This is a genomic window from Bradyrhizobium sp. SZCCHNR1015 (genome assembly GCF_032489875.1).
GTDB lineage: Bacteria > Pseudomonadota > Alphaproteobacteria > Rhizobiales > Xanthobacteraceae > Bradyrhizobium.
In genome coordinates, this window is record NZ_JAUEYW010000018.1 from 38,802 (window position 1) to 62,421 (window position 23,620).

General features: G+C 65.4%; 21 protein-coding genes. 5 read left to right on the forward strand and 16 right to left on the reverse strand.

What is annotated here, in order from left to right; genetic code table 11:
- Positions 1-141: 141 nt before the first annotated feature.
- The 3 genes from QX128_RS27630 to QX128_RS27640 form a co-directional block, all read right to left on the reverse strand.
- Positions 142-597, reverse strand: coding sequence for an RbsD/FucU family protein (locus QX128_RS27630; protein ID WP_316239064.1), 456 nt, complete (start codon positions 595-597; stop codon positions 142-144).
- Between the two features lie 69 nt (positions 598-666).
- The gene (locus QX128_RS27635; RefSeq protein ID WP_316239065.1) at positions 667-1,005 is read right to left on the reverse strand and encodes a hypothetical protein; all 339 of its coding nucleotides are present in this window, start codon (positions 1,003-1,005) and stop codon (positions 667-669) included.
- A gap of 216 nt (positions 1,006-1,221) precedes the next feature.
- On the reverse strand, positions 1,222-1,869 hold the full coding sequence (locus tag QX128_RS27640) for a hypothetical protein (RefSeq protein WP_316239066.1): 648 nt from the start codon (positions 1,867-1,869) through the stop codon (positions 1,222-1,224).
- A 171-nt stretch (positions 1,870-2,040) separates the two neighbouring features.
- On the opposite strand from QX128_RS27640, the gene QX128_RS27645 reads away from it, so the two are divergent.
- Both QX128_RS27645 and QX128_RS27650 read left to right on the forward strand, forming a co-directional pair.
- Complete coding sequence (locus QX128_RS27645) at positions 2,041-2,778, forward strand: hypothetical protein (RefSeq protein ID WP_316239067.1); 738 nt, start codon at positions 2,041-2,043, stop codon at positions 2,776-2,778.
- A gap of 24 nt (positions 2,779-2,802) precedes the next feature.
- Positions 2,803-4,383 carry an endonuclease/exonuclease/phosphatase family protein gene (locus QX128_RS27650; RefSeq protein WP_316239068.1) on the forward strand — a complete coding sequence of 527 codons (1,581 nt, stop codon included), beginning with the start codon at positions 2,803-2,805 and terminating at the stop codon, positions 4,381-4,383.
- 254 nt (positions 4,384-4,637) lie between these two features.
- Here the strand turns inward: QX128_RS27650 and ggt are convergent, their stop codons facing one another.
- From ggt to QX128_RS27710, 12 genes are all read right to left on the reverse strand, one after another.
- Positions 4,638-6,260, reverse strand: a complete 1,623-nt coding sequence (ggt, locus tag QX128_RS27655; RefSeq protein ID WP_316239069.1) for a gamma-glutamyltransferase — start codon at positions 6,258-6,260, stop codon at positions 4,638-4,640.
- A gap of 21 nt (positions 6,261-6,281) precedes the next feature.
- Positions 6,282-7,781, reverse strand: coding sequence for an amidase (locus tag QX128_RS27660; RefSeq protein WP_316239070.1), 1,500 nt, complete (start codon positions 7,779-7,781; stop codon positions 6,282-6,284).
- 6 nt (positions 7,782-7,787) lie between these two features.
- A complete protein-coding gene (locus QX128_RS27665) occupies positions 7,788-8,795 on the reverse strand; it encodes a branched-chain amino acid ABC transporter permease (RefSeq protein ID WP_316239071.1) in 1,008 nt (335 codons plus the stop codon).
- Between the two features lie 4 nt (positions 8,796-8,799).
- Complete coding sequence (locus tag QX128_RS27670; protein WP_316218602.1) at positions 8,800-9,666, reverse strand: branched-chain amino acid ABC transporter permease; 867 nt, start codon at positions 9,664-9,666, stop codon at positions 8,800-8,802.
- A gap of 10 nt (positions 9,667-9,676) precedes the next feature.
- Positions 9,677-10,375, reverse strand: coding sequence for an ABC transporter ATP-binding protein (locus QX128_RS27675; protein WP_315804994.1), 699 nt, complete (start codon positions 10,373-10,375; stop codon positions 9,677-9,679).
- On the reverse strand, positions 10,362-11,084 hold the full coding sequence (locus QX128_RS27680) for an ABC transporter ATP-binding protein (RefSeq protein WP_316239072.1): 723 nt from the start codon (positions 11,082-11,084) through the stop codon (positions 10,362-10,364). Before QX128_RS27680 ends, QX128_RS27675 begins: the two co-directional genes overlap by 14 nt.
- Before the next feature lie 11 nt (positions 11,085-11,095).
- Positions 11,096-12,397, reverse strand: a complete 1,302-nt coding sequence (locus tag QX128_RS27685) for an ABC transporter substrate-binding protein (protein ID WP_316218600.1) — start codon at positions 12,395-12,397, stop codon at positions 11,096-11,098.
- A gap of 44 nt (positions 12,398-12,441) precedes the next feature.
- Entirely contained in the window at positions 12,442-13,491 is a 1,050-nt protein-coding gene (locus QX128_RS27690) for a GTP-binding protein (RefSeq protein WP_316239073.1), read from the reverse strand.
- On the reverse strand, positions 13,481-15,160 hold the full coding sequence (locus QX128_RS27695; protein ID WP_315804998.1) for an amidohydrolase: 1,680 nt from the start codon (positions 15,158-15,160) through the stop codon (positions 13,481-13,483). The genes QX128_RS27690 and QX128_RS27695 overlap by 11 nt, the downstream gene beginning before the upstream one ends.
- Before the next feature lie 231 nt (positions 15,161-15,391).
- Positions 15,392-16,183, reverse strand: coding sequence for an SDR family oxidoreductase (locus QX128_RS27700; RefSeq protein WP_316239074.1), 792 nt, complete (start codon positions 16,181-16,183; stop codon positions 15,392-15,394).
- A gap of 2 nt (positions 16,184-16,185) precedes the next feature.
- Positions 16,186-17,565, reverse strand: a complete 1,380-nt coding sequence (locus tag QX128_RS27705; protein ID WP_316239075.1) for a transaminase — start codon at positions 17,563-17,565, stop codon at positions 16,186-16,188.
- Positions 17,562-19,046: an aldehyde dehydrogenase gene (locus tag QX128_RS27710; RefSeq protein ID WP_315805001.1), complete on the reverse strand. Its 1,485-nt coding sequence runs from the start codon at positions 19,044-19,046 to the stop codon at positions 17,562-17,564. Before QX128_RS27710 ends, QX128_RS27705 begins: the two co-directional genes overlap by 4 nt.
- A 205-nt stretch (positions 19,047-19,251) precedes the next feature.
- Between QX128_RS27710 and QX128_RS27715 the strand changes: the two genes are divergently transcribed.
- Genes QX128_RS27715 through QX128_RS27725 form a run of 3 tightly spaced genes read left to right on the forward strand, consistent with a single transcriptional unit; the run spans position 19,252 to position 22,547 of the window.
- The gene (locus QX128_RS27715) at positions 19,252-20,517 is read left to right on the forward strand and encodes a Tm-1-like ATP-binding domain-containing protein (protein ID WP_316239076.1); all 1,266 of its coding nucleotides are present in this window, start codon (positions 19,252-19,254) and stop codon (positions 20,515-20,517) included.
- On the forward strand, positions 20,514-21,179 hold the full coding sequence (locus tag QX128_RS27720) for an HAD-IA family hydrolase (protein WP_315805003.1): 666 nt from the start codon (positions 20,514-20,516) through the stop codon (positions 21,177-21,179). Before QX128_RS27715 ends, QX128_RS27720 begins: the two co-directional genes overlap by 4 nt.
- Before the next feature lie 18 nt (positions 21,180-21,197).
- A complete protein-coding gene (locus QX128_RS27725) occupies positions 21,198-22,547 on the forward strand; it encodes an aspartate aminotransferase family protein (protein ID WP_316239077.1) in 1,350 nt (449 codons plus the stop codon).
- A gap of 17 nt (positions 22,548-22,564) precedes the next feature.
- Here the strand turns inward: QX128_RS27725 and QX128_RS27730 are convergent, their stop codons facing one another.
- The gene (locus tag QX128_RS27730; protein ID WP_316239078.1) at positions 22,565-23,227 is read right to left on the reverse strand and encodes a helix-turn-helix transcriptional regulator; all 663 of its coding nucleotides are present in this window, start codon (positions 23,225-23,227) and stop codon (positions 22,565-22,567) included.
- Positions 23,228-23,620: the final 393 nt, after the last annotated feature.

Consider the following 23,620-nt stretch of genomic DNA (forward strand, 5'->3'; position numbering starts at 1 on the left):
ACCTCTCGCCGGGTCGCTTCCCCTGACGCCCATTGAGCCGCGGCGGGCGCGACGCGTCGAACGCGAGGCGGATGACCGATCGCGACCTACTGGCATGCACACCCCTGCCCAGATGCGGCGCGCCAGCCCGCATCGTGATCGCTATGCGCCATCCAGCGGGATGACGCCCTTGCTGAAGATGAAGCAGCCGTAGAACCGGCGCTCGCCGGTCGCGATCACGCAGTAGGCGCTCTTGGCCATCGCAAAGAATGCGTAGCGCTCGACGCCGACCAGCGGCCACGGCCTGCCTTCGGCGCTGTTGGTCACCGCCTGGACCTCCTGCTGCACCGGCGTCACCTCCTCCGGCTTGCCGACGACCTCCATCCGGATGGCGGCATCGTCGATGAAGGTGTCGAGCGGAAGCACCGACAGCACCGCCTGGATGGCCCTGGCCGCACTCACATTGTCGATGCGCAGCAACTCGCCGAAGACGGTCTGCCGCGCGATCGCATCCGCCGGAAAGTTGGTGTCGCAGATCACGAGACGGTCGCCATGCCCCATCGCTCTGAGCGCGTAGAGCACGTCGGCATTGAGCAGCGGATCGATCCCCTTGAGCATGTGGTCTCCCTGTCAGTTTTCATGGACGGACCATGTCGGCAGTTGCGACCGCAGCCATCGCATTGCGGGCTACGCTCGCCTCTCGCCAACCAGCCGAAGATCGATGCTGCCAATCAGGTCCGCTCGCAGCGTTTCAGCGGCAGCCATCGCCGCCATGGTCTGTCGCAAGGTGCTCACGTTCGATCCGAGCGAAACGATGCCGCCGAGCACCGCGGCAATCGCCCCGAGGACGACGACCGCATTGGACCCGAGCAGGCCCAGTACCGCCCCGAGCAGCAATGCGGCGCCGCCGGATATCACGATCTTCGAGGCCAGGATGATCTTTCGACACCGCTCGGCCATTTCGGCAAGCTGTTCGATCCGCCGCTCGATGAGGGAGATTTGATCGCTCGGGTCGTCCTCATCCATCAGACCAACTGTTCTCCACGGTGTTTGCTTTGGGCGAATTCCGTCCCGCCCACCAACGTACGGCCATTGACTGGACATTCCAAGAGATGGTTTGCAGCCGTGAGGAATCGACCTTGATGAAGCTCGCGATCATCCGACATGGTACGGTGTTGGATCACGCCAACACATGACATTTGGCTTTGCCACGGCGCGACCAAGGCGAGGAGGCTCTCGAGGCTAGGCCGGCACGGGAACCCCGGCCTTCTTCTCCAGCGCGGCCACCCGGTCGCGAAGGCTGCGGATCTCCGCGACCAGGTCGAGGACGTCCGGCGCGGGTTGATGCCCGATCATCCCGACATGGGTCGTGGTCACACGAATGGTCGACGAGTTGATCTCCATGCTGGTGTGGGAGCTCGCAACTGGACCCGGTTGCAGTGCAGGCGTTGCGGGGACTGCGATCGTAACGCCACCGGCCACAATTCCGTCTGGAGCGGCAACGGTTTTCTCGAACCGCGCGGCGCCTTTGACGGTCATGTCTTCGAGTTTCGCAGCACCGTGAATCGAAACGCCCCCCGCGTAATGCTTGCCATCGTTGAGAACAAGCTCGTCTGCCTGGGAGTGCGAGAGCGCCGCGCGCGCCGCCGGGGGCACTTTCGGGCTCTGGAGCTGCACCGTCTCGACGTTGCATACCATCATCGCTCGCCCCAGCCAGGCCGGAGCCAGCAAGAGACGCCCCGCGTGGGCCTCCGCGCCGTCAAACTCGATTCTGAGCATGCCGGGATAGCCCTGCGCGTCGACGGGAATCCTGACGTTGCCGCTCTGCAGCACAGTCGTTGATCCTTCCAGGATGACCGACGTGTCGGTGAGTTTGATGTCGCTCGTCATGTTCGCCGCCTCCCGTTGAAGATGTAGCTTAAAATATCGTCAACTCGGCCGCCGCGGGTTGATTCACGTCAACGCTCCATCGGCTGGCGCCTGCGACCGTTAGCTATCAAGTAGGATGTTCTGGCGCGCGACAGGCCGCGCTCAGAACATGCGAACTGGCGGGGTCTTGAAATGCCCAATGATCTGCACACCGTCCTGAGCGGCATTCACGGATTGAAGGTCGACGCAGTCGAGAGGTCGGTTCCGGCCTGCGCGGACCATGCCTTTGCCTGGGCAGGCAAGCTGCTCGCCGTCCCTCATCCGCGCGCCCGCGCCGATTTCAGCTCGGCTCATCAACGGGCCTGGCTCGAGGCCATGAGCAATCTAAGCGCATGGAAGACGCGGCAGATCGATCTGAACCTGCCGGCATCGGAGAAGCTGCTGATTGTCGGATGGTACTTCCCGGAGCTCGCGAGCCTGCTCGGCACTGCGAAAGAAAAGCATGTGGTCGTTCTGGTATCGAATGATGCTCCCTGGCTCTCCGAGCTGAAGGACGCGGGCACCACACTGAACTTCCGGGCCGAAGGCGGTGCGTCGGCGCTCGCCGCGTACATGCGCGAAGGCCGCAACGTGTTCGCGATGATGGACAACATTCATCCGGGCACCGAGTTCATCCGCAGCCCATTCTTCGGGCGCCCCGCCAAGACCCCGGCCGCCATTCTGAGGCTTGCGATCCGCAACGGCTACACGCTGGCGCTGATAGCGCCCAGGGACAACCGTGTGGAGGTGGTGGCGACACTGCCCACCGCCGGCAAGCAGCCGGAGGATCTCGCTGCCTGGGTGAACCAGAAGATCGAACAGGAGGTCAGACGGGCGCCGGAACGCTGGCTGTCCTGGCCGACGCTCGCCTACCGCTTCCAGGCAAGCTGATTCACCAGTCAGGAGGACGCGCGCATGCCCACCACGTCGTTCAATCAGCTCGCGCAGCAGGCCGACGCACTTCACCCGCCGCAATCGCTGCACAGCCTCTTGTCCAGGCTGCGCTACCCCGGAGCGGCACCGGGAACGACCCTGCCGACGGCTTCGTTCGCCGACGCAGCTTGGCGCCTGTCGGGCCCCTCCACGACACGAATTTCATTTTTGCACTACAACATCTGGTGCCTGCGCGCGAAGATCGGACTGAAGGAGATCGTCGCCGCTGCCGGGGGAGTGGGCCACTTCGCGGCTTGTCTCGGGGTCTCGTCGGCCGAGTTCATCGGCAAGGCACTGGAGATGGTCGGGGCCGACATCGGAGATGTCTGCGACCGCATCTTCCCACCGATCGTGGAAGTCTGCGGCGTTTCCGTCAACCCGCTGAACGATGCCTGCAAGCTGGTGGGCGACTGCCTCTCGCTCGGCGGATACATCATCGAACATCTCAGTTCCGACCTCGACTGGCTGATAGGCCTCTTCTCGATCCCGGAGGAGGTCGTATTCGAGCTGCTGATGCAGATGGTCGCGCCGGTACTTGGCGTGTTCGAAGTGAGCGCCATGGAGAAGCCGGTTATCCCCGAGCGCGCCGACGAAATCGGCCGGAGGGTGTTCGCCTACGACCTCGTATCGCTGGTCGAGGCTTGGGACCAGGATACGAGGGATAAGATCCTGGCACATGGCACCGCGCAGCATGTCGAGGGACCGACCGGCTCCCTCGCCTACAAGCAGCTGCAGAGTGGGATTCTCGTACTCAGCCCGACGCGGACGATCGAGAATGGCGGCGGGCATGTCTATGCCGCGGACGGCGTGTCGCGAGTCATGCCCGGCGGATGCGAGATGAGCTACATGTTCGATTCCGACAAATGGGCGAACAAGGGGGTGCAGCTCACGCGTATCCCGGTTGGCTTTGGTGCGATCGAGCTATATTCGACGCACGTTTATGCCGGCGACGGCGGCCTTCTGTCGCCCGGCCCGACCGACGCGGAGAAGATCGACGTCAGGCGCAGGCAGATTGACGAGTTGATTGCCTTCATCAAGGCGACGCACCTTCCATCCAACGTGGCCATTGTCGCCGGAGATTTCAACATCGGCGCGGACACCGACGAATACCACAATCTGGTCGCGGCGATGGAGCAGGCCGGCTTTTATGACCTGTGGACCGTCCCGTTCGATACGATGAAAAGCGATGGTTTGACCGACCGTCACGGCGAGGGCGACGAGCCGATCTACAACGACTTCAATACCAACTGTAAGGTCTATCGCGCCAGCGAGGCATATCGGCAAGCCTACGATCCGGCCCTTGCCACGCCAACGATGTCAGACGATGTCGATTACTACTGCGACGACATGCAGCCGGACGACGCGAATCCCACCGGATCCAGGATCGACTACCTGTTCATGGAACGTGCGACTGCATTTCACGGCTTCAATCTCGACGTCTCGCGTGTGCGCCGGCGCGCTTTCAAGTCACGCATTCGCTGGGTCGTCACCCCCGGCCCGCAGGACTATCTCTCGGACCACATCGGATTGGAGACGACTTTGTTCGCCAGCCCAAGGCACTAACCCAAGGCACTAGCCCAAGGCACTAGCCCAAGGCACTAGCCCAAGGCACTAGCCCAAGGCACAACGCACTGGGTGTTCAAGAAGCGCGGCAAGAGGCTCCAAGTCACTGAATGGGTCGCTCATCGTCGACAATGCCGACCCGGCCGTCTGCGCTGCGCTCGACGGCGGGAAGCCAAGTTGAGGCGTCTTCGCACTCGACCTGGTAAACGGCAGGCCACGCTACAGCGGTCGCCCCCTCCGACGTCCGCGCCGAACTACCAACCGTGGGCCGCACCGTCGCTCCGTGGATCTGAACCTCCGGCCAGAATGCCACTCTGCGGGTCGCGCGTAATGCCGTGGGCGTGGCCGGCCATCTCGTTCCATGCGCCCCAGCGGTTGATGATGTGCCCGCGCCGCGCCAGCTCGCTGACCGTCTCCTCCGGGAAGCGGCCTTCCATGTGAAGCGTATCCCGGGCCTCGCCGAGTCCGAAGCGGCCGGAGAGGAAGCGCGGCAGCTCGATGGCCTCCTGGATGTCGAGGCCGTGATCGATCATCGCCGAATACAGCTGGAGCTGGATCTGCGGCTGCCCGTCCGCGCCCATGCAGCCGAGCACGCTCCACAGCCGGCCATCGCGCTTGGCGATCGAGGCGATCAACGTGTGCAAGGGGATCTTGCCCGGCTCGAGCCGATTGGGATGGTCGGGATCGAGCGAGAAATACGCGCTGCGATTCTGCAGCACGATTCCGGTGCGGCCGGCGACCAGGCAGGATCCGAACGCACCGTACAGGCTCTGGATCAGCGAGACCGCGTTGCCGTCGCCGTCGACCACCGCGACATAGACGGTGTCGCCGGCCAGGCTGCCATAGGAGGGAATCTGATCCCAGCGCAGCGCGCGACGAGGATCGATCAGTCCGGCGCGGCTCTCCGCATAGGCTCTGGAAATGAGCTCCTGATCCGGCACATCGACGAAGGCGGGGTCGGCGAGCACGCGGTCGCGGTCGTGATAGGCGATCTGCTTGGCCTGGACCATCAGATGCACGCGGTCGGGACCGAGCAGATCCTTCTCGTGCAGTCCGTGAGGCTCGAGCAGATTGAGCATCTCGAGCACCGAGAAGCCCTGGGTCGGCGGCGGCGTGTTGTAGATCTCGACGCCGCGGTAGCGGCCGACGAGCGGCGTGCCCCAGCCCGCCCGCTGCCGTGCCAGATCGCTGTCGCCAAAAAAGCCTCCCGCCTCGCGCGAGACGCGCGTCAGCTCGTCGGCCACCGGCCCGCCGTAGAAGCCGGCCCAGCCCGCGTCCGCGATGGCGCGCAGCGTCCGGGCGAGATCCGGATTTGCGAGCCTCGCGCCCGCCGCGGGGATTGCGCCTCCGGGCATGAACAGCGCGGCCGCCTCCGGCTGGCGACAAAGCTCGTCACGCATCAGCTCGATGAAGCTCGCCAGCCGGGCTGTGACGGGAAAGCCATCCTGCGCGTAGGCGATGGCGTTCTCGAGCACCTTGGCGAGCGGCAGGCAGCCGAAGGCGCGATGCGCCTCGGTCCAGCTGGCAACCGCGCCCGGCACCGTCAGCGTGGCCGGGATGATGCCGCGCAGCGGGATCTCGCTGATCCCTCTCTCGCGCAACGCCGGCAGCGAGGCCGATCCGGCTGCCTTGCCGCCGCCGTTCAGGAATTTGACCGCTCCGCTGCGGCCGTCATGGATCAGCCAGAAGGCGTCACCGCCGAGGCCCGTCATGTGCGGATAGACCACCGACAGCACGGCGCTGGTCGCGATCGCGGCATCGACCGCGGAGCCGCCGGCGCGCAGGATGTCGACCCCCGCGCTCGAAGCGAGCGCATGCGGCGAAGTCACCATTCCGCGGGGCGCAAGCGTAACCGGCCGACCGGTGCTGATGTCCATGACAGATCCTTTGACAGCCAATCAGAGGCCGGGTGGCCGGGCGAAGCCGCCCAGGGCCTGCTCGACCAATTGGGCAAACTTCAGCGTGGTGCGATCGCCGAGATACGGTCCCACGACCTGCACCCCGGCGGGGACGCTGCCGACCTTGCGGCCGGTCGGAATGGCCGTGGCCGGCAGGTTGGCGACGGTGACCAATCCGGGCCAGGCCAGATTGTCCATGTACGGAATTGTGCCGCCATCCACGGCCAGGCGACGGGTGAATTGCGCGGCGAGATCGAGCCGCTCGACATCGTGCGGGAACGCCACCGTGGGCGTCACCGGGCAGATCAGCACGTCGTAGTCGGCGAAGAAGCGACGCCAGGCGCGATAGAGCTGATGGCGCTGCTCCGCCGCGGCGAGATGCTGCGGCAAGGATTGGCTGACCGCGTCGGCGACGCGGCGCGCGTAGCTGCCCTGCTCCGCCTGCTCCCCCGCGGCGAGCAGCGCGTCGCGGGCGGGCGGCGGCAGCCCGGCCCCGATGATGCCGAACAAGGTCTGCAGGTAGAGTTGGTAGCTCGCAGCAGGATCGATCGGCGGACGCGCCTCCCTGTCGACCGTCACGCCGAGGCGAACGAGATCATCGACGAAGGCGTCGATCGCCGCCGCGTAGCCATTGTCGAGCGGATAGGACTTTGCATCGCTCCACACCGCCACGCGGAAGGCGCGGAGATCCTGATGCCGTGCGCGCGGCAGCCGCAGCTCGGCCCCTGCAGCCTCGATCTCGGACATGCCCTGGACGACGTCGAACAACAGCTCGAGATCGAACGCGCTGCGCGCCAACGGGCCGGCGACACCGAGCTCAGCAGGTGCGATATGGCCGGGCGGCGGCGGAATGTGGCCCTCGGTGCTGACGAGGCCGTAGCTCGGCTTGTGACCATAGACACCGCAGAAATGCGCGGGCACACGGATCGAGCCGCCGATGTCGCTGCCGAGCTCCAGCGACGTCAGGCCGGCTGCGAGCGCTGCGGCCGAGCCGCCGGAGGAGCCGCCGACGGTGCGCTCGCCGTCCCACGGATTGCGCGTCAGGCCGAACAGCGTGTTGCAGGACTGGTGGTCCGCCGCTCCCGCCGGCAGGTTGGTCTTGCCGAACATCACGGCGCCGGCGGCGCGGATCTTCGCCACGGCGACGGCATCTGACGGCGGGCGATAGTCGCGCAGGTCTTCGAGCCCGCAGGTCGCGGCCATGCCCGACACGGCGAAGGAATCCTTGATCGTCATCGGCAGGCCATGCAGCGGCCCGATCTGCTCGCCACGCGCCATTATCGCGTCGGCGGCGACGGCCTGACGGCGCGCGCCCTCCTCATCCAGCGCGACCACGGCGTTGCAGGATGGATTGACGCGCTTCACGCGATCGAGATGCAGGTCGAGCAATTCGCGCGCGCTGATGCGCCGCGAGGCGAGCAGCTTGCGCTGCTCCGTGGCGCTGAGAAAGCAAATCTCGTCGGGAGCCGTCGCGGTGGTCGGCATTCCGTTCACAGACATGGCGCATTATCCCATTTGTCCGGCCTTGTCGGCCAGCGGAGCAAGCGCGGGCGCGGCAGGGGCTGTCCGGCCGACGCCGAGAAAATTGAGCCCGAATCGATCGCGCAGCGGCGGCCACAGCCCGCGCGGCGACCACAACATGACGATCACGGCGACCGAACCCAGCGCGACGAGGTACCAGCCGGCGGATAGTCCGAGCTGGTCGGTGATCAGCTCGCGCAAGCCGAAGAAGATCACCGTGCCGATGATCGGCCCTTCCAGCGTGCCGATGCCGCCGATCATCACGACGAACATCATGTAGACCACCCAGTTCACGTCGAACGCCGCGGCGGGCGAGACATAGAGGTTGCCCAGGAAGGAGACCGCGCCGGCAAGCCCGCAGCCGGCGGCGGACAACACGAACACGATGAAGCGATTGCGCTGGACGTCGACGCCGACGCTCATTGCCGCCAGATCGTTGTCGCGCACGCTCATCAGGCCGAGTCCGAAGCCGGAGCGCATCAGAACAAACAGGCCGCCGATTGTCCCGAGCGCCAGCGTCCCGGCCATCCAGAACAGCGCCGGCTCGAACCAGTCGAGATCCATGAGCCGGCTCGATTTCAGCGGCAGGCCCGACGTCCCGCCAAGCCAGCCGGCCTTCATGACGAGGGCGGCAACAATCTCGGAGAACACCCACATCGCGATCGAGAAATACGCCTCGCGCAGCCGGAACAATGGCAGCGCGATGATCGCAGCGACGGTCGCGCACGCCAGCGGCGCGACCGGCAGAACCCAGTAAGGCGACAGCTCGAACGTATCGGAGATCAGGAACAGACCGTAGGCGCCGATGCCGACGAACACCTGATGACCGAACGACACCAGCCCGGCATACCCGGCCAGCAGATTCCACATCTGCGCCATCGCCAGCACCAGCAGGCACTCGGTCGCAAACCGCAAGGTGCCCTCGCCGAGCAGCCATGGGCCGGCGACGAGCAGCGCCGCCGCGATGGTCGAGGAGATCACGATTGCTCTCATCGGATCACGCCCTGCTCGCGACCAGGCCGGCGGGCCGGATCAGCAGCATCACGAAGAACAACAGATGCGCATAGAGCAGGCCCGCATTCGCGTCCCATTTCAGGCCGGCGAGCTGCGCCATGCCGAGCACGATGCCGCCGAGCAGCGCGCCCCAGAACGAACCGATGCCGCCGAGCACCACGACCTCGAAGGCGATCAGCAGGCGTTCGACGCCGGAGAACGGGGTGAAGCTCGAGCGAACCGCCAGCAGCACGCCGCCGATGGCGCCGAGCGCCAGCGACAGGCCCATGACGTAGTTGTAGACCATGTCCGGCCTGACGCCGAACAGACGGACGATGTCGCGCCGGTCCGCGGTGGCCCGCACGATGCGGCCGAACACCGTGCGCTTGAGCGCCCATTGCAGCAGCAGGAACAACAACACGGCCACGCCGAGCGTCAGCAACGGCATGACGCCGATGGTCAGCCCGAACAGACTGATGCTCGCGCGGGAGAGCTCGCCGAGCTGCAATCCCCTGACGTCTGCGCCGAAGATCTCGACCATCAGGTTGCGCAGCACGATCGAAACCCCGAAGGTCAGCAAGAGCGGCGCCAGCGGGTCCGGCGCGCGGGCCACCCGGTTCATGACAGCAGCCTGATAGAGATAGCCGACGCCGAACGCCGCGACCACAACCGGGATCAGCACGAACAGCGGATGCACCTGCGGAAACAGGCCGACGAGCATCACGGCGAGATAGGCCGCCAGCACCATGAACTCGCCATGGGCAATGTTGACCAGCCGCATCACGCCAAAAACGAGCGCAAGCCCGATGCCGAGCAGGCCGTATAGCCCGCCCAGCAGCGCCCCGTTCACCAGCGTCTCCAACCAGGCCATGTCCCCTCGCTTACATTCCGAAATAGGCTTGCGTCAGCTCGGCGAGACCGACCTCGCCTGCGCTCGCCGACAGCGACACGCGTCCCTTGAGCAGGCAGTAGATGCGGTCGCTCGCACTCGCGGCGCGCTTGACGTCCTGCTCGACGAGCACCAGCGCCGTCCCCTCGCTGCGAATGTCGGCGAACGCGCCGTAGATCTGCTCCACCATCACCGGCGCCAGGCCAAGAGAAATCTCGTCGCACAGCAGCAGGCGCGGATTGCACATCAGCGCGCGGCCGATCGCGACCATCTGCTGCTGCCCGCCGGAGAGCTGCCGCGGCATGTGGTTGCGCCGCTCCTGCAACGCCGGAAACAGGTCGTACACGCGCCGCAGGGTCCACGATCCCGGCCGCCTGCTCACCTGCCCCATCAGGAGGTTTTCCTCGATGGTCAGCGTATCGAACAGCATGCGCCCCTCGGGCACCATGCCGAGGCCGAGCCGCGCGATGCGCTCGGCCGGCATGTTCACGATGTCGCCGCCGGCGAACCGGACGCTGCCGCGCTTGCTGTCGATCAGTCCGACCAGCGCACGCAGAAAGGTGGTCTTGCCAGCGCCATTGGCGCCGACCAGCGCCACGGCTTCGCGCTCGGCGACCGTAAAGTCGAGACCAAACACCGCCTGCAGATCGGCGTGAAAGACGTCGAGGCCCGCCACCTCAAGCAATGTCATCGGCCGTGAGCCCCATGTAGATTTCCTTGACCGTCCGGCTCTCCATCACCTCCGCAGGCGGTCCATCCAGCACCTTGCGACCGAAATTCAGCACGAGGATGCGATCGGCGACGGCGCGCAGGGCGTGCGGAATGTGCTCGATCCAGATCATGGCGTGATCGGCCTTCACGCCCGCGATGATGTCGATCAGCCGCTCGACCTCCGGCTCGGTCAGTCCGGCAGCGATCTCGTCGAGCAGGATCAGGCGCGGCCTGGAGGCGAGCGCCTTGGCGAATTCGAGCCGCTTGCGGTCGATCAGCGGCAAGTTGCCGGCGACGCGATCCGCTTTGCCGGCGAGCGAGGTGCGGCCAAGCACCTCCATGGCCCAGTCGGTGGCCGCGGCGCCGTGCAGGCGGCCGCCATAGGTTGCGGCAACCAGCACGTTTTCATAGACGGACAGATGGGGGAATGGCTGCGGAATCTGGAAGGCGCGGCCGATGCCGAGCCGGGCCCGGCGATGCGGCGGCTCGGCGGTGATATCGCGGCCATCGAGCATGATCGTGCCGGCATCCGGCTTGATCAGTCCGACGATCAGGTTCAGAATCGAGCTCTTGCCGGCGCCGTTCGGACCGATCACGCCGAGGCACTCGCCGCGAGCGAGCTCGAAGTCGAGGTCATCCGCAACCCGGATGACCCCGAAATTCTTGCAGAGATTCTTTACGCGCAGCACGCGGCCATCCCTCAGGCGAGCTTCGACAGCAGTGCGAGATCGGCCTGCTTCGGGATGAACGGCGCGGTGCCATTGTGCACGATCAGGAGCTCGTAGGGCGACTTGCCGCTCTTGGTCTTGCGCCATTGCCCTCCCGACAGCGAGGTCACCGCGACGTTCTTAATCGGGCTACCCTTGAATTTGACCGGGCCGACGACGGTCTCGAGATCGAGCCCGGCGATGGCATCGCGCAGCGAAGTCTTGTCCTTGGGATCACTGTTGCGCAGCGCCGCGAAGCCGACCTCCCAGAGCGCGTGCGCATAGCCGATCGGCTGCGTCCATTGCTTGCCGGTCGTCTTCTCCCACTCGGCCGCAAGCTCGGCGGCACTCTGGCCGGTGAGCGAGGATCTGAACGGATAGGCTGGCGTCCACCACACCTCCGTCGACATGCCGTCGCCGCGGTCGCCGAGTGCATTGACCGCGCTTGGAAACAGGAAAGCCGCCGCGACGGTGCAGATCTGCGGTTTGAAGCCGGCCTGCGCGGCCTGGTTCCACAACGTGACCCAATGATTGCCGTAGGCAAAGCCCGAGACGATGTCCGCACCGGCATTCTTGAAGGTCGACACCTGATTGGAGAAGTCATCGGTTGCGATCTGGAAGCTGCCGGTCGAGACCTCCTGGAAGCCGGCCTGCCTGATGCCGGCCGGCAGGCCGAGCTTCTGATCGGAAAACGCCGTGCCTGCGGGATTGTCGATGTAGAGCGTCCCGACCTTCTTGTTGGTCTCGACCGACTGCCACATGCCGACGAAATTCTTCACGACGTCGTCGGCGCCCCAGAAGAAATGGAACGTGTAGGGGAAGCCTTTGTCGGGCGTGGATTTGCGCGGAAACATCCAGCCTTGCCAGGGCAGCATGGTCGAAATCGTCGGCACGCCGCGGGCATCCGCCAGCTCGCCGATCGGGATCTCCGCGTCGCCATCCTCGACCAGGATGAGATCGCATTTCTCGCGCAGTACGAGCTCGCTGGCCACGACCGACGCACGGTTGGGATCGGACTGATCGTCCTTGATCACGAACTCCACGGCGTAGTTCTTGCCGCCGATCTTCAGACCGTCCTTCACCAGACCCTTCATCCGCTCGTGGATCCAGGGATCCGGCTCGGCAAAGGGGGCGCGTACGCCCGAAAGGCAGCCGCACCAGCCGATCTTGATGGTACTCGACGCGGCTCCTGCAATATTCACCAGCGGCACATTGCTGGCCGCCGCCAATCCTGCCGTTCCGGCGGCCTTGAGCAGGCTGCGCCGACTGACCTTCCCGCTACCGATCTTCGTCACGACATGTCTCCTGCAAATCAAGCGTTAATGGAAAGCCGCCGGTCTCATGCAGCCGGCCGCGCAATGCTGTCGCGACTGATTTCGCCGAAACGCGCGAGCGTGTGCTCGATGGCGTGGGCGGCAATATCGCGGACGATGAACACGAGGCGGGAGCTGCGGTCGTCCGACGGCCATGACTCCAGCGCGATCGGCGGATGCAGCACATGCTGCACCGCGTGCACCACCAAGGGCCCTTGCGGCCGATCTTCGACGTTGACCAGCGCCTTGAACCGAAGCAGGTCGTCTCCCTTGAGCGCGACGACGTAGTCCAGCCAGCGCGAGAAGGCGGCCCAGCGGATCGGCTCGTTCACGACCAGACTGAAGGAAGAGATGCGCTTGCCGTACGCGTGATGATCAGGATGCGGCTGCGCGTGGGCCGCGGCGGCCGCTGCAAACCAGGCTTCGACCCGCTCCGATCGCACCTGCGGCGTGAACAGGCCGGCCTCGAATACGGCGTCCGGCGCGATCGCTCCGTGCTGCGCCACGCGGATGACGGGGGCCGTCGGATTGATGGAGCGGATCGACTGCTCCACCGCAGCGAGGGTCCCAGCTTCGGCGAGATCGGATTTTGTCAACAAGATCCGGTCGGCCATCGCGATCTGCTTGACGGCTTCTTCGTGCCTCTCGAACGAGGAGATCGCGTTGACCGCGTCGACAGTCACCACGACACCATCGATCCGATAGCGCGCGACCACGCTCGGCGCCGTCATCAACGTGTGCAGCACCGGCACCGGATCGGCAAGACCGGTGGTTTCGACCAGGATGCGCCGGACCGGCGGTAGCGCACCGCGGGCTTGACGCGACGACAGGTCGTCGAGCAGCGCGACGAGATCCTCGCGGACCGAGCAGCAGACACATCCATTGTCGAGCAGTGCGAAGCGCTCCTCGCTCGTCTCGACCAGGAGATGATCGAGGCCGACCTCGCCGAACTCGTTGATGATCGCGACCACCCCGTCCATGCCGGGCTGACGCAACAGATGGTTCAGCACAGTGGTCTTGCCGCTACCGAGAAAGCCGGTCAGAACGGTGATTGGAATGAGCGAGTCACTGCTCATGGTTTCGCTCATAGACTTTGCGCCCCTCGAAGAAGGTCATCTGCACAATCGTTTCCGCGAGCTGATCAGCAGGGATCTCGAAGAGCGGCTGGTTCAGTACGATCAAATCGGCAGACTTGCCGACCTCGATCGATCCGGTGAAGCCGCCGAGGCCCGCGGCTCGCGCGGCATCGATGGTGTAGATCTCGATCACTGTTGCCAGGTCGAGCGCCTGCTCGGGCCAGAGCGCCAGGCCGGGAAAGTCGCCCGCTGGATTGCGTCGCGTCACCATGCCTTCGATGCCGTGCCAGGGATCCGGGTTCGGGATGACCGGCCAGTCCGAGCCGCCGGCCATCAACGCACCGGCCAGCTTCAGATCGCGATTGGGCCAGAACCGCTGTGCCCGCTCCGCGCCCATCGCTGCCTTGTGCGCCTCGAGGAAGACCGTCGGAAACCAGATGATCGGCGAGAGGTCGGCCGCGACACCGAGATCGGCGAAGCGCCGGATATCGTCGGGCGCAATGTAGCTCGCATGCGCGACGTGATGGATGAGTGCCGTCGGCCCGTTGAACGAGCGCACCACCTCGATTGCATCGAGCGCCTGCGTGACGGCGGCATCGCCGGCACAGTGGATCTTGGCCGCGAGGCCGAGCTTCTCGCATTTTCCGAGCCAGCGGATCAGCTCCGGCACGGTCAGCATGGTGGTGCCGCGAAAGCAGCAGCCGCGCACGGGATCGGCCACGTAGGGTTCGTGAAAAGCGGCCGTCTTGGCGCCGGGGACGCCATCGAGAAACATTTTGGCGTAGTCGGGCTTCACGTGGGCGGAGCGATACTGATCGCGCAACGCGAACAGTTCCTCGCCCGAGGTGCCGAACATGAAGCCGGGCTCCACGATGGGCATGGCGCAGACCGCCCACGCCGACAACTCGCCGCGGTCGTCAAGCCCCTTCAGCGCGGCCAGGATCGGCTGCATGCTCGCGGCGTCGACGAAGCCGGTAACGCCGAACGAGTTCAGCACGGCGATCGAACGGGCGACCGCAGCGCGGTCCATCTCCGCGGTGTAATGGCCGACCTTCGCGAGCGCGCGCTCGATGATGCCCGAGGCTGCTTCCACCATCAGCCCGGTCAGCCTGCCACTGTCGAGATCCCGGCCGATCTCGCCGTCGACGGGGTTCTCCGTCTCCTCGGTGACACCGGCGAGCCGTAACGCCTCGGCGCTCGCCCAGCGATTGTGATAGCTGTCGTCGCGCAGCAGCACGGGGTGGCCGAGGCTCGCAGCGTTGAGCTCCGCTGCGGCGGCATCGGTGTTGAGCCTTTGCAACAGGTCGTTGCCGAACTGTCCACCGACGATCCAGCTTCCGGGAGCCGCCTTCTCCGCCGCCCCCCTCACGGCACCCGCGATTTCGCTGATCGAATGGCTCGACGAAAAGCGCAGCTCGTAGAGATCGGCCTGACCACCCATCATGATGTGGTTGTGGATGTCGACGATGCCCGGCATGGCCATACGGCCCGCAAGATCCACCACCTCGGTGTCGCTGCCGACGAAGGGTTCGATGTCGGATTCCTCGCCGACGGCGACGAAGCGCCCTGCCTTCACCGCCGCGCAGCTTGCCCAGGGACGGCCGGGATCGACAGTGTAGATCCGCCCGTTCCGGAACAGCATGTCGGCGCTAGTCTTGATCTCGCTCATTCCCCGATCCCGATTGCGCCCTGAGCTTGTTCCGCGCGTCCGCCTGTCACAATCAGCCGTTTGGTTGATGACGCAGCGAGTCCCGTACCTGCCGGACGGACGGCCGCCCCGCACACGACCACGGGCAGCTCCCGGCGACCCGTTCGCGTCGATCGGTGTCACGCCTGGCCTTCATTTGTTGATGAGTAGTCGCCGCGGCGCGCGGCTACTGCGGCGCCAACGGCTCGCGCATCAGCCCCATTGTCGTTCCGCTGCAAAGCCCGTCTCGGGAAGCGTCGCTCCCCCGTCGACCACAATGGTCTGCCCGGTGACGTAGCGGGCCTGCTCGGAGGCGAGATAAAGCATCGCGTAGGCAACGTCGTCGGCGGTCCCGATCCGTCCCATCGGAATATGGCGAGCGACCCGGGACAGATTTTCGGGAGTGCTAAAGGTCCCTCGCCCGGGCTTGGCGATGAACCCCGGCTCCACGGCGTTTGCCGTGATCCCGTCGCGCGCCAATTCGAAGGCCGTGCCTCGGATGAATGCGTTTATCGCTGCCTTTGCGGCCGAGTAGTGCGCGCCTCCCCCCATCGCCAGCCGGGCCGAAATCGACGAAGTCACCAACATTCGCCCATATTGCTGCATGCGCATGAACGGCACGGCCGCTTGGATGAGCCAGATGGCCGCGGTGAGGTTGATCGACATGGCCTGATCGAGCTTGTCTTCGTCGAGCTCCTCGATGCCGGCCCAGGGGCAGCCGCCTGCGTTGTGCACTAGAATGTCGAGCCGGCCGAAACGGCCAGCCACGTCACTCACGAGCTCGTGCAGACCGCCACGATCGAGTTTATCGAACCCCGCGACGCTCGCCGCGAGATGCCGTCCGCCCAAATCGGCCGCGAGCGATTCGGCCACATTACGCGAGCGATTGGCGATCACGACGTGAGCTCCCGCCTCCGCCAGCCGCGTCACGATCGCAGCGCCAATACCCCGGCCGCCGCCGGTCACCAGAGCAACGCGCTCCGTCAGGTCGAACGGCGACGCCACGATCAGATCACTCCTGCATCCCGGACCAGCCCGACGAAGCGCTCGAAAATCTCGCCATGCGTGTCCACATCGGCGGACGATGTTGCAGGGCAGGTCAGCAGCATTCCGTGAAACGGCGTGATCAGGATGCCCTCGTTCATGTAGTAGGCGTGCATCAACGTCTCGAGATCCGGCTGTCGTGCCGCGATCACGTCGGCTCCATTGCGCGGCGCATCAGGCATGAACATGATCTCGATGCGGGCGCCGATCTGGGTCACGTGCCAGGGCAAAGCGTTGCGGGAGATCAAGTCTCCGACCCGCGCGGCGAGGCATTCGGCATGTCCAATCATGCGTGCATAGGCTGGGGCCGTCAGCACGTCCTCCAGGACGGCACGCATCGCGGCCACCGCCAACGCGCCGCCAGCCAGCGTGCCGCCGAACCCAAGGTGCGCCGATTGTCGCTGCCGCGGATTGACCTGTGGCACGATGTGCCACAGCTGCTCGGCAACGGCCTCATCGAGACCGAGAACACCGGCCGGAATGCCGCCGGCGATTGCCTTGCCGGCGACGAGGATGTCCGGCGCAAGCCCGTGAAGCGCGGTGTAGCCGCCCGGCCCGCACGACAACGTATGCGTCTCGTCGATGATCAACACGGTGCCGGCGCGCCGCGTCGCCTCGCGCAGGGCGCGGTGGAACCCGTCGGCGACCGGGATCATGCCGAAATTCGTCATCACGGGCTCGGTGAGCACGCAGGCGACATCGCCTTCCGCAAGCGCCATCTCCATCGCCGCAACGTCGTTGAATTCGACCACCTTCGCCACGGCGTCATAGGCGACTGCATTTGGGTGAATCATGTTGCGCAGCCCGACCCGCCCGTCGCGAAGTTCGACATGCGCCTCGTCGACCCCGCCATGATAGCAGCCGGAGAACACCAGGACCTTGGCACGACCGGTGATCATGCGTGCTATCCGAATGGCCGCGCGGTTGGCATCGGTTGCCGAGGTCGTCAGGGTCCAATAGCGGGGACCGAAGCGGCGCGACAGCTCGGCGCCGACCCAAAGACTGTCCTCGGTCGGCAGCATCATCGTGGCGCCGCGCGCGATCTGCCGCGTAACCGCTCGCGTCACGGCCTCGGGCGCGTGGCCACACATCGCGCCCGTATCGCCAAGGCAGAAGTCGACATAATCGCGACCGTCGATATCCCTAAAATGGGCACCGGACGCCGCATCGACATAGACCGGAAAGCCGCCCGCCCAGCGACGCATCCAGTGCGACGGGCCGCCATACAGGAAGTGTCGCTGCCCCTCCCGCCACGCGGCCGCCGAGCGCGGATGTTCGCGCAGGAAGCGCGCCTGCTCCGCGTCGATCAGCCGGTCGAGCGCCGGATGTGCTGGCGGCGTCATAGCGCAATCCAGGCGGTTTTCCGATCGGTGTATTCGTCGAGCGCGTGCAGCGACTTGTCGCGGCCGAAGCCGGACTGCCTGAAACCTCCGAGCGGCACCGTCAGATCAGTGCCGCCATAGGTATTAACATGCACCACGCCGGCATTGATCGCGCGCACCATCCGATGCGCTGTCCGGAGCGATCCGGTCCAGACCGCGGCGGCCAGTCCGTAGACGCTCGCATTGGCGAGCCGCACCGCATCGTCCTCATCCTCGAACCGCGTCACCGCAAGCACAGGGCCGAACACCTCTTCGCGCCACAGCTGCATGCCGGGGCTCACACCGGCGAAGATTGTCGGAGCCATGTAGTAGCCGCCGCCGGTCTCATGCAGCCGCTCACCCCCACACAGCCGCTCTCCCCCCTCCTCCTCCGCCTGCCGTACGACGTCGAGATTCTTGCGCAATTGAGCATCGCTGTTGACGGCGCCTATATCGGAGCTGAGATCGAGGGGATCGCCGACCCTGAGCTTGGCTGTGACCGCGAGCAGCTCGCTCAAGAACCGGTCATAGATTCTGGACTGTACCAGCAGCCGCGAGCCGGCCACGCAAACCTGACCGGAGTTGCGGAAGACGCCGTTCGCCGACACCTTGGCGGCCTGCTTGATGTCCACGACATCGTTGAAGACCACGTTCGGCGACTTGCCGCCGAGCTCAAGATAGACTCGCTTCAGATTTGAGCGCGCCGAATACTCCAGCAGCCGTCGCCCGACTGCTCCCGACCCCGTGAACGCCAGAACGTCGACATCCATGTGCAGGGCCAGCGCCTCGCCGGCGGTGGCGCCGCGCCCGGTGACGACGTTCAGCACGCCTTCGGGCAAACCGGCTTCGCTCGCCAGCTCCGCCAGGCGCAGCAGCGTCAGCGACGCGGTCTCTGGCGGCTTCACCACCACGGAGTTTCCGGCGGCAAGCGCGGGCGCGATTTTCCAGGCGCCGATCATCAACGGAAAGTTCCATGGAACGATCACGCCGATCACGCCGAGCGGCTCGCGATGGATCAAGCCGAGCACATCGCGGCTGGTGGGCGCGATCTCGCCATAGACTTTGTCCATGGCCTCCGCGTAGTAGCGGATGGAGCCTGCTGCCGACAGCGGCTCCGCCTTGTAGGCCATGCCGATCTCGGTGCCGTTGTCGCGCACGCCGAGCACCGCGAGCTCGAGCGCATGGCGCTCGACGAGATCGGCGAATCGCAGCAGCACCGTCTTGCGCTCCGCGGGCGCCGCGCGCGACCATGCTCCGCTGTCATAGACTCGTCGCGCGGCCAGCACCGCGCGATCGATATCTTCGGCGCTGCCGTCAGCAATCGTCGTCAGCCGCCTGCCATCGATCGGGGAGATCACGTCCAAACGACTGCCGGCCGAACTCTCGGCAACGGCACCGGCGATGAAGAGCCGTTGCGCAGAGACAGCCGCTCCACGCAACGCGTCGATTTCGGATTGTAACATGAAGGAGCCCTGTAAAGAACCGGCTGATCGATCGCCACGCTGCCGAGTCCGATCGTACCTCATTCAGCCGGATGAGCCTTTTCTCGCAATCCACCGATAGGTGGATGTCATGCATTGCAACAACTTCATAGGTTGCGGGCACCACTCGGCTGCTCACGACGACAGATTGCCGCCCTCCTCGCATTCGAGACGACATTCCAAGACCATGACCAACAGATCACCTCCGCGCATCCTGCTGATCGGCACCGGCGATACCAAGGCCGACGAGCTCCTGTTCATGCAGCGCTGCATCGGCGGCGCCGGCGGCGAGGCCGTCATGATGGACATCAGCGTGCTCGGCGATCCTCCCTACGCGGCAGCGCACGACAAGCATGCCGTGGCTGCCGCTGCCGACACGACGATCGAGGCGGTGATCGCCAGCGGCGACGAGAACTCGTCGATGACCCTGATGGCACGCGGCGCGGCGCGCCTGACACGACGGTTATGCGACCAAGGTGAGATCGACGCCATGATCGCGATCGGCGGCACCATGGGCACCGACCTGGCGCTCGACGTCGCACTTGCGCTGCCGCTCGGCTTTCCCAAGCTGATCGTCTCGACGATCGCGTTCTCGCATCTGATCCCGCCGGAACGCATCGCGGCCGATCTGATGATGATCCTGTGGGCGGGCGGGCTCTATGGCCTCAACGGCACCTGCGCCGCGGTGCTGTCGCAAGGCTGCGGTGCGATCGTCGGCGCAGCCCGCAGCGCGATCAGGCCGCGGCCCGACCGGCCGATCGTGGCGCTGACGTCGCTCGGCAAGAGCTGCCTGAGCTACATGGTCGATCTGAAGCCTCAGCTCGAGGCGCGCGGCTACGAGGTCGTGGTTTTTCATACCACCGGCATGGGTGGCCGCGCGATGGAGTCGATCGCTGCGCATCGCGGATTTGCCGCGGTGCTCGATCTCAGCCTGCAGGAGGTCGCCAATCAGCTGATGGGCTCGGTGGTGAATTCCGGCTCCGATCGGCTGACGAATGCGGGCCGCAACGGCATTCCGCAGATCGTGGCGCCCGGCGCCATCGACATGGTGGACTTCCCCGCCTGGCTGCCGGTGCCGACCGAGCTCGCCGACCGCCCGTTCCACGCGCATAATCGTCTGCTCGCTTCCGCGACGTCGCGTCCCGCCGACCGGCGCCGGATCGCGCGCGCGATCGCGGCCAAGCTCTCTGCGATGAATGCGCCAGTTGCGTTTGTGCTCCCGGCCGGCGGGATCCAGCAATGGGATCAGGACGGCGAGCCGCTGCATGATCCGGAGGGCCTCGACGCCTTCGTCACGGAAATGCGCGGCGCCCTGCATCCGCCGGTCGAGCTGCATGAGATCGAGGACCACATCAACGACAAGGGCTTCGCTGCAAAGGTGCTCGCGATCTTCGATCGCTGGGTTGCCGGCGGCATCATCCCGGCCGGCGTGCCCCACGCGGAGCAGCGATGACCGCCGCCTCGTCACGTGCATTGGTTCTGGATTTCGGCGGGGTGATTTCAAAGACCCTGTTCGAAACCCACGACGCAACGGAGGCCGTGCTCGGCCTTGCCGCGGGCACGCTGACTTGGCGCGGCCCGTTCGATGAGGACAGCGATCCGCTCTGGTCGGCCATGCAACGTGGCGAGTTGTCCGAGCGCGACTATTGGGCGGCCCGAAGCCGCGAGGTCGGCAGGCTCGTCGGCGAGGACTGGCGCGACATGCAGACCTTCGTGCGCCGCGCGCGCGGCGCCGATCCGGCGCTGGTCATCCGTCCCGAAGCCGAGCGCGCCATTCGCATTGCGAGCCGCGCCGGCTGCAAGCTTGCCATTCTCTCCAACGAGCTCGACCTCTTCTATGGTGAGGACTTTCGGCACCGGCTGCCGCTGCTCGCGCATTTCGACGTCATCATCGATGCCACGCACACGGGGATCCTGAAGCCTGATCGCCGCGCCTACCTGGCGACGTGCGACGCTCTGCGGCTCGCGCCGCAAGCCTGCGTCTTCGTCGACGACCAGCAGCGCAACATCGACGGCGCGGTCGCCTGCGGCTTGTCGACCGTCTGGTTCGATGTCCGGCACCCCGAAAAATCGTATAGTCAGGCCTTGCAGATGCTTGGCCTCGTTTTCGACTGACCACCATCGGAGCACTCCATGCGCGACATCAACTTTCTCATCGAGAACAACGCCCGGCGCATCTGGCACCCGATGGCGCATCCGAAGGAGATGCGGGACCATCCGCCGCGCATCATCGCCAAGGGCGAGGGCGTCCACGTCACCGATATCCATGGCAAGTCGGTGCTCGACGCGGTCGGCGGCCTCTGGAACGTGACGCTGGGCTATAGCTGCGACCCGATCAAGCAGGCGATTGCCGATCAGCTCAGCGAGCTGCCGTATTATTCCGGCTTCCGCGGCGTGTCGACAGGCCCGGCGATCGAGCTTGCCTACGAGCTGACCGAATGGTTCAAGCCCGAAGGCATGACCCGGGCGTTCTTCACCTCGGGCGGCTCCGACTCCGTCGAGACGGCGCTGCGGCTTGCGCGGCAGTACTGGAAGATCAAGGGTCAGCGCGACCGCACCAAGTTCCTGTCGCTCAAAAAGGGCTACCATGGCACGCATTTCGGCGGCGCGTCGGTCAACGGCAACGCCAATTTCCGCCGCAACTACGAGCCGCTGCTGCCGGGCGCCCACCACATCCCCTCGCCCTGGACCTATCGCAATCCGTTCAACGAGACCGATGCGGCTAAGCTCGCGCAGCTCTGTGCCAATGCGCTGGTCGATGAGATCGAATTCCAGGGCGCGGATACCATCGCCGCCTTCATCATGGAGCCCGTGCTGGGCGCCGGCGGCGTGATCGTGCCGCATGACAGCTTCATGGGACTCGTGCGCGAGATCTGCGACCGCACCGGCATCCTGCTGATCTCGGACGAGGTCGTCACCGGATTCGGCCGCACCGGCGCCTGGTCCGGCGCACGGCTCTGGAACGTCAAGCCGGACATGATGACGATCGCGAAGGCGGTCACGTCAGGCTATTTCCCCCTGGGGGCAACCATGATCGGCGACAAGATGGCCGAGGCGTTCGAGAGCGACGAGACCAGCTTCGGCTCGATCGGCCACGGCTACACCTATTCGGGTCACCCGGTGGGTTGCGCCGCCGGCATTGCCGCGCTGGCTGAAACCAAGCGGCTGCAACTCGATGCAAAGGCCGCAGCCTCGGGCATCGTCCTCAACGACGCGCTCGCCGCGCTGAAGCAGAAGCATGACATCGTGGGAGATGTCCGCGGCAAGGGATTGATGGCCGCGCTGGAGCTGGTGGCGGATCGCGCCACGAAGAAGGCGCTCGACAAGAAGACTGTCGGCAGGATCGCCGATGCGATCTACGAGGCCGGCGTGATGGTGCGCGTCTCCGGCAGCAACATCATCCTGTCGCCGCCTCTGATCATCACCGCCGACGATGCGAGAACAATCGCTGCCGCCATCGACCACGGCCTCGCAAGCGCCTGAGCGAGAGCGGCCGCGCGCTAGTTCGGCCGCGCCATCAGCGCCACGACGGCGGATCGCGTTTCCACGCCGAGCTTCTCGAAGATGTGGATCAGGTGCGTCTTCACCGTCGCCTGGCCGATCTTCAGACATTCGCCGATCTCGCGATTGGTGCGGCCGCAGCACAGGAGCCGCACCACATCCATCTCGCGGCTGGTCAGACCGTAGCGTTGCCCGTCCTCGGACCCGGCTGGCCGGCCGACAAGGTTGAATTGAAGATACTGATGAATCTTCTGGGCGATGGCCTCAGCCCCCTCAGGAATCCGTGCATCCTTGTTCCATGCGACACTCATGCCGGCGACGATCTGGTCATCACGCCGGAAGAAGAAGTCGACCATATCGACGATCCCGCACTGATCGACGAAGGCGCGGTAGGGCGCCATCTCGTCGGGCTGTTTGCCAGACATCGTCCTGCTCAGCCGCGCGACCGCAAGAGCTCCCGCGTGACGCGGATGCTGCGGATCGAACTCGCTCATGCCCTCGAGATACTGCCGGTGAAACGGCTCCGGAATGCCCGACAACAGGAAGCGCTGGAGATTGTACCCTCCGTCGATCTCATAAAATGCTGTCGCCGATCCGTCCAATATGGACTGGGCGAAGTGCACGGCTTCGCTGGTTGCCGCGTCCGAGCGGCCCAAAAGCATCAGCATGGCCTCCCCTCCTCGATTTCACTCCATTCGGGACATCTGCCGTGTCCTCGCGCTGATGACGCTGAGACAGGCACCACACTTAGTCAAGCAATTTCCGGACCACGCCGATCATTTCGCGCCGGCCCCCTGAGCCGACGAATCCGGGTCTCAACCAATCGGTTGATTGACTGGCCAACATCCATGTCTTTCCAGCGGGTGCATAGTCCGGTTCGTGTTGCACGACGGCGCGGACGGCCGATGCATGTCCACGAACGGGCTTTCGTCGAAGGGCTCCTGGAAAAGGACACATGGCAACGCCAGCGCGGAATAGTCTGGGCCCTTCTCCACGTTTCAAACAGCAGGCATGACTGGGCTGTCTCGCGGCGACCTGGGCCCGAGCTCTGCGAT